Source organism: Deinococcus arboris, from assembly GCF_009755355.1.
GTDB lineage: Bacteria > Deinococcota > Deinococci > Deinococcales > Deinococcaceae > Deinococcus > Deinococcus betulae.
Genome location: NZ_WQLB01000004.1, coordinates 61,942 through 80,087, shown reverse-complemented (window position 1 = coordinate 80,087; position 18,146 = coordinate 61,942). Strand labels below are relative to the sequence as shown.

General features: G+C 63.3%; 18 protein-coding genes. 11 read left to right on the top strand and 7 right to left on the bottom strand.

Annotated elements, in window-relative coordinates:
• Nucleotides 1–141 precede the first annotated feature (141 nt).
• Nucleotides 142–1,887, top strand: coding sequence for a biosynthetic-type acetolactate synthase large subunit (ilvB, locus tag GO986_RS04510; protein WP_157458079.1), 1,746 nt, complete (start codon nt 142–144; stop codon nt 1,885–1,887).
• On the top strand, nt 1,884–2,474 hold the full coding sequence (ilvN, locus tag GO986_RS04505) for an acetolactate synthase small subunit (protein ID WP_198170402.1): 591 nt from the start codon (nt 1,884–1,886) through the stop codon (nt 2,472–2,474). Before ilvB ends, ilvN begins: the two co-directional genes overlap by 4 nt.
• Nucleotides 2,475–2,486: 12 nt before the next feature.
• On the opposite strand, the gene GO986_RS22530 is transcribed toward ilvN, so the two are convergent.
• Nucleotides 2,487–2,783, bottom strand: a complete 297-nt coding sequence (locus tag GO986_RS22530; protein ID WP_198170401.1) for a hypothetical protein — start codon at nt 2,781–2,783, stop codon at nt 2,487–2,489.
• 21 nt (nt 2,784–2,804) lie between these two features.
• Between GO986_RS22530 and ilvC the strand changes: the two genes are divergently transcribed.
• From ilvC to GO986_RS04475, 6 genes are all read left to right on the top strand, one after another.
• On the top strand, nt 2,805–3,815 hold the full coding sequence (ilvC, locus tag GO986_RS04500) for a ketol-acid reductoisomerase (protein WP_157458078.1): 1,011 nt from the start codon (nt 2,805–2,807) through the stop codon (nt 3,813–3,815).
• A 251-nt stretch (nt 3,816–4,066) separates the two neighbouring features.
• Entirely contained in the window at nt 4,067–5,614 is a 1,548-nt protein-coding gene (locus GO986_RS04495; RefSeq protein WP_157458077.1) for a 2-isopropylmalate synthase, read from the top strand.
• Between the two features lie 29 nt (nt 5,615–5,643).
• A complete protein-coding gene (locus GO986_RS04490; protein ID WP_369409144.1) occupies nt 5,644–5,934 on the top strand; it encodes an antibiotic biosynthesis monooxygenase family protein in 291 nt (96 codons plus the stop codon).
• Nucleotides 5,931–6,293 (top strand): arsenate reductase/protein-tyrosine-phosphatase family protein, encoded by a 363-nt coding sequence (locus tag GO986_RS04485; RefSeq protein ID WP_369409143.1) that lies wholly within the window; start codon nt 5,931–5,933, stop codon nt 6,291–6,293. Before GO986_RS04490 ends, GO986_RS04485 begins: the two co-directional genes overlap by 4 nt.
• 45 nt (nt 6,294–6,338) lie before the next feature.
• Entirely contained in the window at nt 6,339–6,710 is a 372-nt protein-coding gene (locus tag GO986_RS04480; RefSeq protein ID WP_224571608.1) for a hypothetical protein, read from the top strand.
• A 2-nt stretch (nt 6,711–6,712) separates the two neighbouring features.
• Complete coding sequence (locus GO986_RS04475) at nt 6,713–7,435, top strand: metallophosphoesterase family protein (protein ID WP_369409142.1); 723 nt, start codon at nt 6,713–6,715, stop codon at nt 7,433–7,435.
• A gap of 42 nt (nt 7,436–7,477) precedes the next feature.
• On the opposite strand, the gene GO986_RS04470 is transcribed toward GO986_RS04475, so the two are convergent.
• From GO986_RS04470 to GO986_RS04460, 3 genes are all read right to left on the bottom strand, one after another.
• Nucleotides 7,478–9,280, bottom strand: a complete 1,803-nt coding sequence (locus GO986_RS04470) for a DEAD/DEAH box helicase (RefSeq protein WP_157458074.1) — start codon at nt 9,278–9,280, stop codon at nt 7,478–7,480.
• A gap of 563 nt (nt 9,281–9,843) precedes the next feature.
• Complete coding sequence (locus GO986_RS04465; protein WP_198170400.1) at nt 9,844–10,818, bottom strand: ferritin-like domain-containing protein; 975 nt, start codon at nt 10,816–10,818, stop codon at nt 9,844–9,846.
• A gap of 513 nt (nt 10,819–11,331) precedes the next feature.
• Entirely contained in the window at nt 11,332–12,303 is a 972-nt protein-coding gene (locus GO986_RS04460; protein WP_369409141.1) for an RluA family pseudouridine synthase, read from the bottom strand.
• Nucleotides 12,304–12,698: 395 nt separating this feature from the next.
• Between GO986_RS04460 and GO986_RS04455 the strand changes: the two genes are divergently transcribed.
• The 3 genes from GO986_RS04455 (at nt 12,699) to GO986_RS04445 (ending at nt 14,364) form a co-directional block, all read left to right on the top strand.
• Nucleotides 12,699–12,953: a twin-arginine translocase TatA/TatE family subunit gene (locus GO986_RS04455; protein ID WP_157458071.1), complete on the top strand. Its 255-nt coding sequence runs from the start codon at nt 12,699–12,701 to the stop codon at nt 12,951–12,953.
• Nucleotides 12,954–13,058: 105 nt separating this feature from the next.
• Entirely contained in the window at nt 13,059–13,598 is a 540-nt protein-coding gene (locus tag GO986_RS04450) for a sigma-70 family RNA polymerase sigma factor (RefSeq protein WP_232337409.1), read from the top strand.
• 103 nt (nt 13,599–13,701) lie between these two features.
• Complete coding sequence (locus tag GO986_RS04445; protein WP_369409140.1) at nt 13,702–14,364, top strand: anti-sigma factor; 663 nt, start codon at nt 13,702–13,704, stop codon at nt 14,362–14,364.
• A 48-nt stretch (nt 14,365–14,412) separates the two neighbouring features.
• Here the strand turns inward: GO986_RS04445 and GO986_RS04440 are convergent, their stop codons facing one another.
• The 3 genes from GO986_RS04440 to GO986_RS04430 all read right to left on the bottom strand — a co-directional run bounded on the left by GO986_RS04440 (nt 14,413) and on the right by GO986_RS04430 (nt 18,025).
• Entirely contained in the window at nt 14,413–16,218 is a 1,806-nt protein-coding gene (locus GO986_RS04440; RefSeq protein WP_157458192.1) for an ATP-binding protein, read from the bottom strand.
• A gap of 20 nt (nt 16,219–16,238) precedes the next feature.
• Nucleotides 16,239–17,297 (bottom strand): DNA double-strand break repair nuclease NurA, encoded by a 1,059-nt coding sequence (locus GO986_RS04435; RefSeq protein WP_157458070.1) that lies wholly within the window; start codon nt 17,295–17,297, stop codon nt 16,239–16,241.
• A gap of 95 nt (nt 17,298–17,392) precedes the next feature.
• Complete coding sequence (locus GO986_RS04430) at nt 17,393–18,025, bottom strand: Crp/Fnr family transcriptional regulator (RefSeq protein ID WP_157458069.1); 633 nt, start codon at nt 18,023–18,025, stop codon at nt 17,393–17,395.
• Between the last annotated feature and the right edge of the window lie 121 nt (nt 18,026–18,146).

The window sequence follows — 18,146 nt, the reverse complement described above, 5'->3', positions numbered from 1 at the left end:
GAAGCCATGAGCGCGAAGATCGTGGTGGTAATTCTTAGCATCGGGGGCATCCGAGGCTAGGCGTCACCGCCCCTTCGCACCCCCCGCCCCACCAGGCGGGGGGTTTTCAGGTTCAGGTTTGCGGCAGCAGAGGAGATCACTATGGGCACAGCGCACAGCACCTCACCCACACCCGACCGGGGCCACATGAACGGCGCCAAGGCCCTCTGGGCCACCCTGGCCAACCACGGCATTTCGACCGTCTTCGGCTACCCTGGCGGCGCCATTATGCCGGTGTACGACGCGCTGACCTTTTACCCCGAGGTCCGGCATGTTCTGACCCGCCACGAGCAGGGCGCGGCCCACGCCGCCGAGGGCTGGGCCAAGGCCACCGGCGAACTTGGCGTGTGCATGGCCACCAGCGGACCCGGCGCCACCAACCTGGTGACTGGATTGGCCGACGCCATGCTCGACAGCGTGCCGCTGCTGGCGATTACCGGCAACGTGGCTTCACACCTGATGGGCACCGACGCTTTTCAGGAAGCCGACATCACCGGCATTACCCTGCCCATCACCAAGCACAACTACGTGGTGCGCGATGTGGCCGAGCTGCCGCGCATTGTGGCCGAGGCCATCCGCATTGCGCGCAGCGGGCGGCCGGGGCCGGTGCTGGTGGACATTCCCAAGGACATTCAGCTGGCGGCGTTTGACGGAGAGATTCCGTCGCCTCATGCCCGCCCGGAGCACCCGGCGCCCAGTCCAGACTCCCTGAAGCGGGCCCTGGACCTGCTCAGGACGGCGAAAAAGCCCGTCATCATGGCCGGCGGCGGCAGCTTGGACGCAGCGGCCGAGGTCACAGCGCTGGCCCGCGCCTGGGACATCCCCGTGATCACCACCCTGATGGGCCTGGGCGCCTTTCCGTCCAGCGATCCGCTGTGGCTGGGCATGCCGGGCATGCACGGCAGCGTTGCCGCCAACCGCGCCATCAGCGAGGCCGATGTGCTGCTGGGCATCGGTCTGCGCTTCGATGACCGCGTGACCGGACGCGTCAACGGCTTTGCGCCCAACGCCGCGATTATTCATGTAGAACTGGACGCCGCCGAAATCGGGAAGATCATCCGCACCCACATTCCGGTGCGCGGGGACGCGCGGGTGGTGGCCCGGCAGCTGGCCGAGGCGGCCGACCCTCAGGGGCATCCCGACTGGCACGCGCAAGTCGCGGAGTGGAAAGCCCGCACCGAGACCCCGACGCACTGGGGCGCTGGCGCAGCCGTTAAAGCCGTGGTGGACCGTCTGCGGCCCGACGACATCCTGAGCAGCGATGTGGGGCAGCACCAGATGCTGGCCGCGCAGCTGGCCCGCTTCGAGCGGCCCCGGCGCTGGATCAACTCGGGGGGCCTGGGGACGATGGGCTTCGGCCTGCCCGCCGCGATTGGGGCCGGGATGGCCGAACCCGGCGTGCGTTCGGTGGTCATTGCGGGCGACGGCGGCTTTCAGATGACGGCCCAGGAACTCGCCACGCTGAAGATGTACGACATCCGCAACGTCAAAATCTGCATCATCAACAACTCGTACCTGGGCATGGTGCGCCAGTGGCAGGAGCTGTTTCACGAGAAACGGTATTCCGAGGTCTGGCTGGGCGACAGCAATCCCGATTTTGTCAAGCTGGCCGACGCTTACGACGTGCCCGGCTACCGTGCCCGCAGCGCCGAGGAGCTGCCCAGCGCGATTGACGCCTGGCTGAATGACCCAAAAAGTGCCCTGCTGGAAATCGTGGTGCCGCATGAACATGGAGTTTTCCCGATGGTGCCCGCCGGCGCCGCCCTATTCGAGATGATCGAGACCGAGCCGCCCCGGCCCGCGCCCCAGCCGGCCCCAGAGCAGACCAAGGAGACGAGCGAAGCATGACCCCCGACCACTTGCTGTCTCTGCTGGTGCGCGACGAACCGCGTGTGCTGACCCGCATCACGGCGCTGTTTGGCCGCCGGGGTTACAACATCAAGAGCCTGTCGGTGGGCGCCACCGAGCATCCCGGCGTCTCGCGCATGACCATCGTGGTCAGTGGCGACCGGGGCGTGGTGGAACAGGCCATGCGCCAGCTCGAAAAGCTGCACGATGTGGTCAAGATCATCGATCACGGCCTTGAGAAGTACGTGGACCGTGAACTGGTGCTGGTCAAGGTGGCCATCACGCCCGAGAGCCGTGTGGAGGTGCGCCAGATTGCCGAGGATTTCCGCAGCCGCATTGTGGATGTGGGGCGCCACGCCCTGACCTTTGAAGTGACGGGCGACGAGGGCAAGATCACGGCCTTTATCGAGCAGATGCGGCCCTTCGGCATTCTGGAAACCATGCGCACCGGCCGCATCGCCCTGACACGCGGCAGCAACGCCGACATTCCCACGCATGTCTACGCCGGCGAAACCCAGGCGCTGCAGCCGGCCCTGCAAGTCGAACCCCGTGAAGAGCGGGCCCGCGAAGTGCCGAATGTCTTTTGAGGGAAGGCCTGCTCAGGTCGGGTCGGGGGACAACCCAGCAGCGGTGCCCATCCCTCTCAGCGCAGTGTCCAGCGCCAATGCCAATTCCGAGGTGGTCTCCAAGGTGTAGATATCCACGCAGCACCCGCAGCCCTCGTTGCTGAGGGCCTCCAGGTCCAGCCCCGCCGCCTCTGCCCACGCTTCAAAGTCATGACCCTGCTCGGGCTGGTCGGCGTCCAGAAGACCTCCATCCGAACTGCGAGGGCGCTGCTCCTGTCCATATACGGTCAGTCTGACCTTTCGCCTAGCCCACAATCCCACCCAATTCACGTTTTGTAGGAGAATCCCCCAATGGCTGCAACGATGTATTACGACCGCGACGTATCCACCGCCCCTATCGAACACAAGCTAATTGCCATCATCGGCTACGGGTCCCAGGCGCACGCCCACGCCCAGAACCTGCGCGACAGCGGCTTTAACGTGGTGGTAGGCCTGCGGGAAGGCTCGGCCAGCCGGGCCAAGGCCGAGCAGGCAGGTCTGCGCGTGGCCAGCATTGAGGACGCCACAGCAGAAGCCGATGTGGTCATGCTGCTGATTCCTGACGAGCAGCAGCCGGGCGTTTACGACCAGAGCATCGCCCCTCACCTCGCAGACGGCAAAGCGCTGGCTTTTGGTCACGGCTTTAATGTTCACTTTGGGCGCATCACGCCGCCTGCTGGGGTGGACGTGTTTCTGGTGGCGCCCAAGGGTCCTGGCCACATGCTGCGCCGGGTCTACGCCGACGGCGCTGGGATGCCCGGCATTTTCGCCGTGGCCCAGGACGCCACGGGGCAAGCGCGCGAGATCGCCCTGGCCTACGCGCGCGGCATCGGCTGTACCCGTGCGGGCGTGCTGGAAACCACCTTTAAGGAAGAAACTGAAACCGACCTGTTCGGTGAGCAGAGCGTGCTATGCGGCGGCGTGACCCACCTGATTCAGGCGGGTTTTGAAACGTTGGTGGAAGCGGGCTACCAACCCGAAATCGCCTACTTTGAGACCCTGCACGAGGTCAAGTTGATCGTGGACCTTATTTACGAGAAGGGCTTTGAAGGCATGCGCCACTCCATCTCCAACACGGCCGAGTTCGGCGATTACGTGACCGGGCCGCGTATCATCACTGCCGAGACCAAGGCCGAGATGGGCCGGGTACTGGGCGATATTCAGGCGGGCAAGTTTGCCGAGCGCTTCATCGCCGACGCCGAAAGCGGCTTTCCCTACATGGAAGAGCAGCGCGGCAAGATGCGCGACCACACGCTGGAAGTCGTGGGCAAGGAACTGCGGGAGAAGATGCCCTTTATCAACAAAAAGGCGCTGGAAGTTTAAGTCGCTTCTCGTCGCAGGCCCCCGCTGGAGAAGGCGGGGGTTTGTGCTGTCTGGTTTCCCAAACGAGCGTTTGCATTAGACAACCTGCCCCGGCCTCGGTGCCTGCCCCTTACGCTGAGGCCATGTTCACATTCGGCCTTCTTCTTGGCGTTCCTCCGGTGGAGTGAGCGGCCAGCAAGACGTGCCGACCCCAGCCCCCGGAGGACACCCCTCCGGGGGTTTTCCTTGCTTCCCCTCACAGGAGTTCCCCCATGACCCAGTCTCCGTCCGGCCACATCCGCATTTTCGACACCACCCTGCGCGACGGCGAGCAGTCCCCCGGCGTCGCCCTAAACCACTCGCAGAAGCTGGAAATTGCTCATCAGCTGGCCCGCATGGGCGTGGACATCATTGAGGCTGGCTTTCCCATCGCCAGCCCCGGCGACCTGGAAGGCGTGTCACGGATTGCCCGCGAGGTCAGAGGCCCGGTAATCACAGGCCTGGCCCGCGCCAACCGCGCCGATATAGAAGCCGCCGCCAAGGGCGTTGAGGCCGCCGAGAAGCCCCGCATCCATACCTTTATCGCCACCAGCCCCATTCACATGGCCAAGAAGCTGAATCTGGCCCCCGACGCCGTGGTCGAGCGCGCGGTGCAGTCGGTCCAGTACGCCCGCACCTTTGTGGATGACGTCGAATTTAGCGCCGAAGACGCCACGCGCAGCGAGTTGCCCTTCCTGATTCGCATCTTCCAGGCGGTGGTGGAAGCCGGCGCCACGACCATCAACATCCCCGACACGGTGGGGTACACGACCCCTGAAGAAATCAGGACGCTGTTCGGTGCGGTTCGCGCCGCCCTGCCAGAACACGTCATTCTGTCGGCCCACTGTCACGACGACCTGGGCATGGCGGTGGCCAACTCGATTGCCGCTGCGGAGGGCGGCGCCCGCCAGATTGAATGCACCGTGAACGGCATTGGCGAGCGTGCAGGCAACGCCAGCCTGGAAGAGATCGTGATGGCGTTTCATACCCGCCGCGACCACTACGGTCTGGAAACGACTATCCGTACCCGCGAGCTGTACCGGGCCTCCCGCCTGGTCAGTCGCCTGAGCGGGATGCCAGTGCAGCCCAACAAGGCGGTGGTGGGGGACAATGCGTTTGCCCACGAATCGGGCATTCACCAGGACGGGGTGCTGAAGGCGCGCGAGACCTACGAAATCATGAACGCCGAGCTGGTGGGCCGCGAAGCCGCCGTGCTGGTGATGGGCAAGCACTCGGGCCGCGCTGCGTTTCGCAAGGCGCTGACTGACCTGGGCTACGCCGACCTGCCCGACGACAAAGTGCAGCACCTGTTCGGCCGCTTCAAGGACCTGGCCGACCGCAAGGGCCAGATCTACTCTGATGATCTGCGCGCGCTGGTAGAAGCCCGCAGCGATATTCCGCAGACCTTTACCCTGGAAGGCTTTCAGATCACCAGCGGCATGAACATGACCCCAGTGGCCTTTGTGCGTCTGCACACGCCTGACGGCCCTGTGGACGCCACCGCACATGGCGACGGCCCCGTTGAAGCCGCGTTTCAGGCCATCAACAAAATCACCCGGATTACACCTGAACTGGAGAGTTACCGCATTCAGGCGGTCACGGGCGGCGGCGACGCGCTGGGCGAGGTCAGTATTGGCGCCCGCTACGGCGAAACCAGCTTGCACGGCACCGGCGTGGCGACCGACGTGGTGGAAGCCAGCGCCCGGGCCTGGCTGCGCGTCATCAATCAAGTCGTGGCCGGCATGGGCAAGGCCCGCAGCATCACGCAGACCACGCCGTAATGGATGACGCTGTCCCCGGGTGCGGACCCGTGCTGGAGGTGGCTCTGCTGGATATTCGGCCAGGCCTCACCACCGAATTTGAAGCGGCGTTTGCCGAGGCGCAGACGATCATCTCGTCTATGCCGGGCTACCTTCGGCACACGTTGCAGCGGTGCCTAGGGGCGGACCACCATTACGTCTTGCTGGTGTGGTGGGAGAGCTTGGAGGCCCATACGGTTTGCTTTCGGGGCAGTCCTGACTATCAGCGGTGGCGGACACTCCTGCACCATTTCTACGATCCCTTCCCGACAGTCGAGCATTTCGTGGATGTTGCTCTGTGACGCGGCCTCTGCGCGTGGTGTTTATCTGCACCCAGAACAAGCTGAGAAGCCTCACCGCCGAGGTCCTGTTTCGCGACACAGCGGGCTGGGAAGTGGCGTCGGCCGGAACCAACCGGGACGCGCTGACGCCGCTGACCCGTGATGTGTTGGAATGGGCCGACGCCGCTGTGTGTATGCAAAAACGCCACCGGGATGTTGTGCGCGGGCAGTTCCGGGGCGCGCTGCCGGATGACCGCATCGTGACGCTGGGGATTCCCGATGACTACGAGTTCATGGCTTCAGAGCTGGTGACCCTGTTGCTGGACCGCGTGCCTGCTCGCCTGGCCGCACTCTCCCCGCGACCAGACCAAGCCACTTAAGGGTGGGCAACGGTCTTTTTTCCTTCGGCGTGGCAGCATAGCGGGGTGAATCCTCTGCTCCTCCGAACGGCCCTCATCGCAGGCGCCTTGATTGGCCTGCTGAATATCGTCTTCGTGGCGCTGGACCACGGGCTGCCCAACATTCCCGTCTGGTTCTATCTGGCCCAGTTGCTGCTGCTGCCCGCCATGCTGCTGCCCATGTACTACTTTCCGCAGGCGGCGACCACGCGCAATTTCCTGCATCGCGCCGGGCTGTTCGCCCTGGGCTGGGCAGTGCCGTTTGCCATTTACAAGCTCTCTAGCGACGCCCTGAAGCCCAATTTCGATCTGGCCGCCGCCCTGATTTCCTATGTGGTGACCCTGGCGCTGCTCTCGCTGCTGTTCGCAGCCATTCGCCGCCCGGCCAAGGGCGCCTGACGGTGCGCCTGGCTGTTCTGAGCGACGTACATGGCAACGCCTTTGCCCTGGAGGCGGTGCTGGCCGACATTCACGCTGAGGCGCCGGACGCCACCTACAACCTGGGCGATACCGTGTGGGGCTTTTCCGACCCAGCCCGCGCCTGGGCTCTGCAACAGGAGTACGCCCCGCCCAGCGTACGCGGTAACACCGATGAGCGCGTGGCCGGAATGAGAGCCGGAAAGGACGAGACCCGTGCTTGGCTCTGCCCACAGTTGCCTGCTGAGTTAGGAGAGACCCTGGCCGCTCTGCCCACCTTTCTGGACATAGCAGACGGCGAAGTCCGGCTGGCCCATGGCAGTCCTCTTAGTCCCTGGGAAGCCCTGATGCTGACCACGGAAGGCTTGCACACCCGCCCAGTTCACTTCGCCGAAGTGCGGGAGCGGCTGGTCGGATTCACCCACGAGGCAGGCGGACGCCTGTGCATTGTGGGCCACACCCACCGCGAAATGCTGACGGTGGTGGACGGGGTCACGGTGATCAATGCCGGCCCCGTCTCGCGCCAGAAAGATGGGCTGCCACTGGCCCGCTGGGTGCTGCTGACCCGCCGGGCCGGTGGATGGACGCCCGAGTTTCGCCGCGTGGCTTACGACGTTCAGGCCGCCGCAGCCTGGGCCAGAGAGCACGGTCCGGCCGGAGCTGGTGACCATGAAGCGCAGTGGCTGACCACCGGCCGCGAACCATAAAAAAAGCCCCCTCCGAGTTGTGGAGGGGGTCTTGTTCAGTGCTTAGCGGCCCGAGGGCACGAACTCACGGTCTGCAAAGTCTTCGCGGGGCCGGCTGCCCCGGTCATCCCGGTCACGGCTCCAGCGGCCCTGGCCACCCTGGCCCTGACCACCACGGCCACCGCCCTGGTAGCCACCGCCACTGCGGTTGCCGTAGCCACCACGGCCACCGCCCTGAGAGCTGCCACGATTGCCGTAGCCGCCTTCGTCGCGGTAGCCACGGCCACCGCCGTAGCCGCCGTCGCGGCGCTCACGGGTGGGCTGCTCGAACAGTTCGGGCAGTTCCTGGGCGATTTCCACGGTGACTTCGCCGTCCAGTGGGCTGGCCGAGAGGAGTTTTTCCACGTACTCGCTGGGCACGTCGGCCACAGCGCCGCCGCGCCACTGGCGCACCTTGCCCAGGCGGCGGGTATCCACGTCGGCGGTGCGGGCGAGCATGGCCACCGCGCGCGCCACGCTCATGCGATCGGCGTTCAGCAGGATGGTGGTCAGGCCTTCTTCACCGCTCAGCAGGCTGGCGGCCTTGACCGGCTCAGTCACACCGCTGATTTTGGCCAGCGCGCGGGTCAGGGCTTCCAGACCCAGTTCGCTGAACAGACGCTCGGCCTCGGCCTGGAAGCCGGCAGCGGCGCTGGCGTCCACCTTGCGCACCATATCGGCGCTGGAACGGGCGCTGGCGGCCGCCACTTCCTTGGGGGTGGGCAGGGCGCGCTCGATAAAGCGCACACCCGTGATGCGTTCCAGGCCCGCCACCTCACGGTTCTCGCGGTCACCGTGCATGATGATGGCGGTGCCAGTGCGCCCGGCGCGGCCTGTACGGCCCGAGCGGTGAACGTAGCTCTCGGGGTCCTGGGGCAGGTGGTACTGCACCACCAGGTCCACCTCAGGAATGTCAAGGCCGCGCGCCGCTACGTCGGTGGCCACCAGCACGCCCACGCGCCCGCTGCGGAAGGCCCCCAGGGCGCGCTCGCGCTGGCTCTGGGCCAGGTCGCCGTGCAGCGCCTCGCTCTCGATGCCGCGGTGAATCAGCTCGTTGGCCAGTTCATCGGCCTCGCGCTTGGTGCGGGTAAATACGATGGCCTTTTCGGGGTTGTACACGGTCAGCAGGTCGGCCAGCACGCGCGTGCGGCTGCGGCCCACCTTCACCTTCAGGTGCTCAACCGTCTGCGCGGCCTGGCTCTTGCCTTCGCCCACCATGTCCACGACCAGGGGGTCATTCAGATACTTGCGGGACAGGCGGTTGATGTCACCGTTCAGCGTGGCGCTGAACAGCAGCGTCTGACGGGCTTCAGGGGTCTTTTGCAGGATGGTCTCGATGGCGTCGGCAAAGCCCACCGACAGCATCTCGTCGGCCTCGTCCAGCACCGCAAACTGCACCTCGCTGAGGTCCAGGTTGCCGCGCTCCAGGTGATCAATCAGGCGGCCTGGGGTGCCGACCACGACGTCCACGCCACGGCGCAGGGCGTTTTCCTGAGGGCCGTAGCTGGCGCCGCCGTACACGGTGACGGTGGTCAGGCCGACGCCGCTCTTGGAAAACTCATCGGCGACCTGCTTGGCCAGTTCGCGGGTGGGGGCCACCACGATGGCGCGGGGCAGGCGGGCGCGCTCGCGGCTGGGTTCCAGCTTCTGGATGATGGGCAGGGCAAACGCCAGGGTCTTGCCGGTGCCGGTGCGGGCGCGGCCAATCAGGTCGCGGCCTTCCAGGGTGTGGGGAAGGCTGGCTTCCTGAATGGGGCTGGCTTCGGTGATGCCGCGCTCATGGAGACGCGCCGCGAGTTCGGGCGCAATCAGTTGGTCAAAGTTCATTTGTGGTCCTTTCGGGAAAGTGTGTCCCCAGTGACCAGCAAACGCCCTTAACCGGCATCCCGCATGTCTCTGAAAGTGGGGTCACTCTCCAGCCGCGCGGGTATCTCCCGCCTCGGCGCACGAAGAAAAAGAGTACACCAAAGGCGGGCTGTGTGCAAGGGGTGGGTAAGGTTAGTTGTAAAATCCTATCTGTAACCGACATCAGCCCAGCAGGGTAGAGAAGGATTTACCGGAGCGGTCAAGGAAGATGAGCTGCTCCAGGTCTACCCGAGGAATGCGGTGGGAGGTCCAGTTATAGGGCTTCTGAAAGATCTCAAAGAGTACTGTGCACCCAGCAGGTGATTGGCTATGGACGATTTTTGCCTATTCTCTGAATATTCTGGCTTTTAAATCGAAGAAAATATCTAAAGTCATAAGCCCTCTCCGTTATTAAAGTAAGCGGCCTGGCTCATGTTGTAAGAGCTCTTGGTGGAGAGCATTCGAGCCATCTGATCTCAAGAACTACTACAACGAATAACGCCCCAAGAGTTGAATCCTGGGGCGCCTTTAAATTAAAGCTGTGTTTACAGGGCGAGGATGGTGCTGAAGTCGCCGCTGAGGCCGCTGGGGAAGAAGCCGCCGGTGGCTGCCTTGCCAGTGGTGTCGAGCAGCACGATGTTGGCAACCTGACGGGGGGTACGGCTAAAGGCGATGCCATTGGCGTCTGTGGGGACGATGTTGGCGCTGCGAGCAGGAATGAAGCTGGGGTTGCCGTTTCCGGCGGTGAGGCCCTGGTCGCGGTCATCAGCGCCGTCTACAGAGTCACGCAGGTTGCTGATGGCCTGCACCACCTGTTCGACCGTCAGGTTTGCAGCAGCCTGTTGGGTACGGCGGTTGTAGAGCTGGGTGCGGATGGAACCAGAGTGGTATGCCTCAACAGCGAGAATGCCGGCCGCGTTCTCCAAGTTACCGTTGGCTGAATCGTCGACCAGCAGACGCGCGGCGCCCTTGTAGGCCGTAACACCTACGTCTTCGAAAATGAAGGCGCCGTGCAGGAAGAACAGCTCATTGGCGTACGGGTTGAAATTGGTAATCGCGTTGTTCGATGCCAGTTTACCGGCTGCCACGAAGGAAGCACTGAGGTCAATTTGGGGCTGCGACACTGCGCCGCCCTTCAAAACCCCACGAATAACCTTCACGTGTGCCAGCTCGTCATCGGCAATTTCGTGTGCCATGGCCAGCATGTCGCCGGTCAGACCAGGAACCGCCACGCCACCGCGGCCAGTGAAGCCCGCGGGCAGCGTCACTTTGCTGGCGTCGCCACCAGCAGCGGTGAGTTCGTCCAGACGGCCCACAGCCGCGAGGTAAAAGGCCGCTTCGAGATATTCCAGGTTCAGCGCGAAGTTGAAGATGCTGGCATCCAGATTGGGCTTGGTGGGGGTGTTAGCCATGACATTGGTGCAACCGCTCAACACGGCGCCGGCGCCCATCAATCCTGCTGCACCAAGAAACTTGCGGCGGGTGCTCTGTCCTGGGGTGGTACTGTTGTCGCTACTCATGGTGGGAACCTCCGGAGATATGGCCATAGACTAGGTGCTGGGCAAGAGGGTCAATCGTGAGCCTGCAGCTGGATCGCTCTTAGAGGAGACGCTGCACTACGCTCTCGTTTGCCTTCATTGGATTTATATGCTGACTCAGCCCGATTGGACCACATAGTCTATCTTTCATGAATAAGGAATGAAGATAGGTCCTCAAAGCCCGTCTAATCGGTGCCCAAGATGTACCACCGAAACAGATAGTCGGCTACATGAATTAAATGAAGGACACCTTAATTGTTTGTGCCGTGCATGCAAGATCGGCGGCAAGAGCAGCGTGACTGAGACTTTCGAGCGAGATACTGTTGGCTCTGTTGGGAAACCTAATGCGACCTTGCGTGTCAGCTAAGCATAGTTGTCGCTTTGTTATTTTTTACCTGTCGCCCATTTATATGAAGCAGAGCTTTTGTTTTTCGATCTCTAAACGCAACGCGGCGAAGTCATAGAGTCGTGACTAGGTTGTAGATGGAGAATGGATCAGGACGGTGGAGGTGTCTCCGCCTGTGCGGGCCAATGACCCCCAAGGGAGAGCCAGGCGTTCAGCAGATCTTCTGGGACAGGTGCATTGAGGTGCAGAGGGTGATCGGTTAGAGGATGAGGCAGGGTCAAGTACTGAGCATGCAAAGCGTGACGGGCTATAAGGGTGCTGCTGCGTCCATACACCGGATCGCCCAGCAGAGGGCTGCCCAGGTGCGCCAGATGGACGCGAATCTGGTGGGTACGTCCGGTGCGTGGTTGCGCGCGCACCAGGGTCACTGTTCGCCCATGTCCAGTTGAAATCGTGGCCAGTGGCGTGAAGAGCGTCTGCGCCTCACGTGGCTGAGCACCACCTACTGTCATGCGCTGACGCTGGACCGGGTGGCGGCCAATCGGGGCGTCGACTGTCACAGGCTGATCTGCTCGCCAGCTGCCTGCAGCGATGGCCAGATAGACCTTCGCCGTTTCACGCGCTTTGAAGGCATTGGCCAGGCGTGCATGAGCCCCTACCGTCTTGGCCACCACGATCACGCCGCTGGTATCCCGGTCCAGTCGGTGAACGATGCCGGGCCGGTAGCCATCTGGGCCGTCAAAACCAATCTGCTCTGGCAACTTCATACGTCCCAGGAGCGCATTCACCAGGGTTCCGGTATTGAGGCCAGGTGCCGGGTGCGTCACCATACCAGGCGGCTTATTGACCGCAATGAGGTGATCATCCTCAAACAAGACGTCGAGTGGAACCTGTTCTGGCGCCACAGTGGCGTCAGGCACAGGCGGGATCTGCACATGTAAGACTTCTCCACCGCGCAGCTTCAGGCTGGACCGTGTCGCCACCTGTCCTTCAACCTGAACAAAGCCGCCAGCGATCCAGCCAGCCACCTGCGAGCGGCTAGACCCGCTTAGCGTTGCCAAAATAACGTCCAGCCGCCCCGGTCCCGCTGTGAACTGAAGTGGAGCGGCAAGACCAATCACGGCAGACAGTCTAATGCCTCTTTCTGAACCGTCTACAGGGCCCCGGTCATTCCCTTCGTGGGCATATCTTCTGGGGCGGATTTCATGATTTCTTTACGATCTCTCTAGGCCCATCCAATCTCAGTAGTTTTGTATATAGCTGTTCGACCGAAGGTATAAGTTTCGGCAGATTGAGTTTTGCATCAAGTAGATCCATTCCGTTCTATGAGGGCGCCGCCTAATGAAATTGATGTCTGGAGGACGATATAAAACGTCAGAGAGGCGCTCATTTTGGAGGACAGACTGGAAAGTATTAAATACCTGATCGAGTTTTAAGATTTTGTTTGATTGGCAAGATTGCCGTCTTCGGAGTTCAAATCATACTTTCTCACCGCCTCTTCCCATCTGGAGAACCCATGCCGAATATTGGCCCCGCTGAACTGATTGTGATTTTGCTGGTCGCCCTGGTGGTCTTTGGACCGCGCAAACTGCCTGAACTGGGCAAAAGCCTGGGCCACGGGCTGCGCGAATTTCGCCGCAGCACCCAGGGCCTCAAAGATGACCTGAACTTCACGGCGGCGCCAGTCGCCGCACCTGCTGCACCTGCACCTGTGGCGGCGACGGCCCTGGCTGCGTCATCGGTGGCGGCTGCCGACGAGCGCTCTGTTTAATCATCCCTAACCAGTTTTTGCATTTGCATGAGGCTTCGCTAAGGCATTGGCCCTCCACAGCCGTATACGCGCCTCTGGCCGGCCTGTTAGCCTGAGTGAGTTCTCATGACGCCCTTTCCCCCTGACCTGCCCGATGAGGCTTTGCTGCACGCCATGTCCACCGGGCAAGAGGAGGCGCTGGCTGAGCTGCATCGCCGCTACGCCCGGCTGCTGTACGCACTGGGCCGGCGCATGCTTCACCAGACCGAGGATGTCGAGAGTTGTGTGCAGGACGCTTTTCTAAACGCTTGGCGGCACTCAGGGCGGTTTGACCCACGCCGGGCCAGTGCCAAGACCTGGCTGGTCAGCATTGCCCACCACCGCTTTTTGCAGGAGTTGCGGGACCGTCCCGAAACCCCGCTGGAGATAGAAGACTGGGACGCCCCGACCGCCAGTGCCGACCCCACGGACCGCATCCTGGCCCAGCAGGTGGTTCAGAGCCTGGAGCCACATCACCGGGAACTGGTCGAACTGGCGTATTACCGGGGCTACACCCACAGTGAACTGGCCATCCTGACCGGATTGCCGGTCGGTACAGTAAAATCTCGCCTGCGTGCCGCCCTTGACCGGATGCGCGAGCGTATGGCCAAACCACAGCGGCTGTGAACGGCAGTTCCCCGTCCAGCGTCCAGCAGGCCGGCGCAGCGTATTCAACTGTGCTTCTGTCCCCCACGCCTCTCGTCTCCCTCAGCAAAGCAGGTGAATTCAAGTGACTGTCAACCGAGAAGAACTGGTGAGCCTCGCGCTTGGCCTGCTGAGCCCGGACGAAGAAGCGCAGCTGCGCGCCGCCCTGGACGCTGACCCCGCGCTGCTGGCGGCCTACCGCGAAGACCTGGAAACTTTGCACGGTTTGCCCAGTGCCCTCCCGCAAACCGAGCTGCCTCCTGGTGCCCTGGACCGTCTGCTGGGCCGCCTGCGCGCTGAGGTGATGCCCGCCCTACCAGCGCCTGCGCCCACCCCAAGTGGCCGTGTGCTGTCGCCGGTTTCGTTGGGAGTGCTGGCCCTGGCTGCGGCGGCGGCCGTAGGGTTTTTGCTGCTCCGACCAGCGGCGCCAGGCGATCTACTGAGCCGCTTTGCTCATACGCCAGGTGCCCTAACCACCACCTTGCAGTCAGAGGGCACCCAGGTGGGTCAGGTGGTCCGTCTGCCGGATGGCCGCGCCTACCTGCATCTGAGTGAGACGCCGCCGGAAGGCCGGGTCTATCAGCTGTGGCGCCTTGAAGGTCAAACGCCGGTCTCGGTCGGGGTGCTGAGCGGCCGGGGCATTGAGTGGGAGGGCGCGCAGACCGGGCAAACCCTGGCCGTCAGTGTTGAGCCGCCCGGCGGCAGCGAACAGCCGACCACCACGCCGATTCTGGTACAGAAGCTGTAAGCAAAGAGGGGAGGGCCACATCTGGGCCTTCCCCTTTTTCACGGGCTTTTACCGCAGCCAGTCCTCGCCAACCTCCTGCACCTCGCGCCCGCCCAGATCGTCCACCTCGTCCTTGCGGGTGGCCCAGGCAGGAAAGGGGTAATTGACCAGCACTGGGTTGGGCACGTCCGGCTGCGACACCAACATGGTGCCGGGTTGCAGAATCCCGGCGCGCGCCCGGAAGCTCTGCGGCAAAAAACGGTATTCGGGACGCTCGGCTTCGGCGAGGTCTAGGCGGCCCACCACCCGGATGGCGGCGTTAGAGACGATGCGCCGCTCGACCTCGCTGGCGGTCTGCTGCGCGCCGATCAGGATGATGCCCAAGGACCGGCCGCGTTCGGCAATTTCCAGCAGGATGTCTTTAATCGGGCTCCCCTCGTCGCGCGGGGCGTATTTGTTCAGCTCGTCCAGCACCACAAACACGGTGTCCTGGCGGCCGAAGCGCTCTTTGTGTTCGAAGACTTCCCGCAGTAGCACGCCCACCACAAACATCTGGGCGGGGCCAGAGAGGTTGTGGATGTCCACCACGCTCAGCTGGGCGCCGCGCAGCAGATTGGGCCGGTAGCGGCTGGCCTCGGCCTCGCTTACGTCGCCGCGAATCAGGGGCGAGAGGTGCTTCTGAACGCCGCGTAGGCGCCGGGTAAAGGCGCGCAGGGTGCCCTGAGATTGATTGAGCACCCATTTGCGGTCACCCTGGCCGTCATTCTCATCAAGTAGTTTGAATTCAAGATAGGCAATGAGTTGCTCAAAAGAGTTGATGCGGATGCCTTCTAAGTCACCGAAATCAATATCTTCGGGAATGTCAGCATTTTCCTCCGGCTTCCAATCGGTCACTAGGAGATGTGCTCCGGCGCCAGACTGTACCTGGGCCAGCCGCGCTAGTTTCTCCTCAATATTCCCAATGACATAGCCGATATTCAGGCTGCTCCCGGCGTCACTGAAGACGTAGGGCAGCATCCGCCCCGCGCAGAAGTCGCGCAGGGTGAAGAGAAATGGCGTGACCCCCTGCGAGCGCTGGTCGGTGTGCGGCACGATGGCGCCGCTGACCGAGCCGGCGCGGGGCGGCGCCAGGAATTGCGTGTCGGTAAAAGGGGTGCGGGGCAGGCCCATCAGGGTGTAGCGGTCGGCGGCCAGGCCCTTGTCCTGGGCGGCCTGGGCCTCCCGCGCAGCCACTTTGCTGTTGGGCTGGTCCAGAAACAGCAGGTCCTCGCCCTTGACGTTGAAGATAATGGCCCGGCCCCCTGCCGTGCCGGTCATCTGTCCGCCGCTGCTCTGGGCCACCCGGTCCATCACCCCACTGCGGAAGATGGAGTGCAGCAAGAACAGCGCGTAACTGGTCTTGGTGGCCACCCCCGAGATGCCCGAAATGTTGATGTGGCCGCCCTGCTCGCCGTTGACGAAGCGGAAATTCAGGGGCAGCGTTTGCCCATCGGCCAGCAGACCAGCTGGGAAAGCCGCCTCTTTCATCTTGTCGGCACTGAGGGCCATCTTCAGGTCGTCGCCCTGGGCATGCCGGACCTCATCACCCGGCTGCGGCGGAATGAAGTGTTCGGGGTCCACGCGCGTGACCAGCACCCGCGCCGCGTAGCTAATGCTGGCGGGCAGCACACCCGCCACCACGTCTTCCACATCCGACTCAAAGGTGACGCCCTCGTGACGCTTGCGCACGTTGTCCACCAGGCCGTAAAAGCGCACGACCTTGCCGTCGGGGCGGGTGGTCTGCACGGTCACCAGGTCGTCAAGTTGCACGCTGGCCCCGCGCCCCACCGCAAACCAGAAAATGGTAGGGGTCACGTCCTCGGTGCCCAGCACCATGCCAATGCGCGGGCTGAGGGTCACGCCAGCACTCCTGCTCCGTAGGCGGCGGCAATATGAGAGCGGATGCGCCGCGTGACCAGTTCGGCGCTGCCCATGCTGCGGGTCATGGCGTGTTCGAGGGCCGCCGTGGGAATCAGGTTCTGGGGCGCGCGGGGGTCTTTGTGGAGTTTGCTGCCTAGCTTCTGAAGCAGCGCACCTGACAGATTTGCCACCGCCTGCACGGCGTGGGGCACAAAGGTGCTGTCTTCTGGGGCGTGCATTTCCAGCCGCATGATGCCCGCCAGCGGGTGCTGGTAAAATGGTGGCTCGCACAGCCGCACGTACCAGGTGAAGCGCTGTTCACGGCCCTCGGCCTCGCTGAAGTGGCCGCCGCGGTCGCCTACCCGGAAGCGCAGGATAGGCGTGCGTTCACCGCATTTCAGCTCACTGAGCAGGCCGATGCGGTCAGCCCCCAAATAGTCAGTGTGCAGGGTCTTCACGTAACCCACGACTGCACTCCCGCCTCGCCCCAAACGGACCGGGCCGTCTTGCAGCACCAGAGTTTCGGGCAAGGTGTCGGTGTCGCCCTCTTCGAGCGCCATCGCAGAAGCCAGTTCCTGACTGAGCGCCTGTTCAGCGTCAAGCATGAGCCGCTGCACCTTGGCGCGGGGTCCTTCCACTTGCCGCCCATTGAAGGCATGCGGCTCGTAATCCAGCACGCCACTTTGCGGATTGCGTGGACTCAGCCGTGCCGGTTCCAGTGGCGTATCGGCGCTGTAGGCCAGGACGCGCCGCGCACGTACCTGTTGAAGCTCAGCCTGACGGCTGCCGTGGGGACAGAGGCTTACGGCACCTACGACATACGCCCCAAAAGCTGCCAGATGCAGCTCACCTGCCTCATCATCTATCAGCAGCCGCGCTTCCATGCGTGGTTTGCCGTCAACGACAACCACTTCGCGCAGCGCCACCGGAATACCTTGGGTAGGGACGGCCTGCCACACATCTGTTTCTACATCGAACACCAGGCCCGCAAAGGGCTTCAGTGTCAACTGGCCCTCAAATGTATCGACAGGCCAGGGGTCAAGGCGAATCCGCATGGCGGGCATTCTACGCGCAGGACGTAAAGCTGAGGATGTGGGCAGGCCACAGAAGAAACCGCCCCAGGCGAGGGGCGGTCAAGCAGGATTCTCGTTTAGCCGTGGTAGCCGCTCAGCAGCCGCAGCCCTTCTTCATCGGTCAGGGTCAGGCAGCGGTAGGCGGGACTCAGGAGGCCGTCGTCACGCATCTCGCCAATCAGCTTGCTGACACTTTCACGGGTGGCGCCCGTGCCTTCGGCGATCAGTTCGTGGGTGGCGCGCACGAAGCGGGTGCCGTCGGCGTGGTGGCCCCCCAGGGTGCTGTCGGCCAGATTCAGGAGGTAACGGGCAATCCGCTCGCGCAGGTCGCCGTCCTGAATATGAACGCCGTCGGTCATCATGCGCTGGAGCTGCGCGCTGAGGCTGCGGGTCAGGTCCCAGAGTTCCCCCGTCCCCAGATGCTGCGGGTGAATGGGTGTCAGCACCGCGTCGGTCAGGGCCACGACCTGATGCCCGCGCGTCTGGCCATGCAGGCATTCCTCTCCGAAAATATCGCCGGGGCGAATGTGGCGCACCGTCAGGTTGCGGCCCTGCGGGGTCAGGCGCACCGCGCGCATCAGGCCGCTGTCGAGGCGGTAGAGACTGGGCGCGCTGTCGCCCGCGTAATACAGCGTCTGGCCGCGCCGCACGGTGCGGTGCAGCTCTGCGGGTGTCGGCTGCGGCTGGCTGAGGGGGGCAACGTAGGTCATGGGGCGCTCCAGGGGGATGAGGGGACGGCGCGGGGGGCGTGAACTGCCGGAAGTGTATGACCCTGACTGATTTCTGAAACGTTCACCCAACACAGTGTGAAAAGTCAACCAAATTATGGAG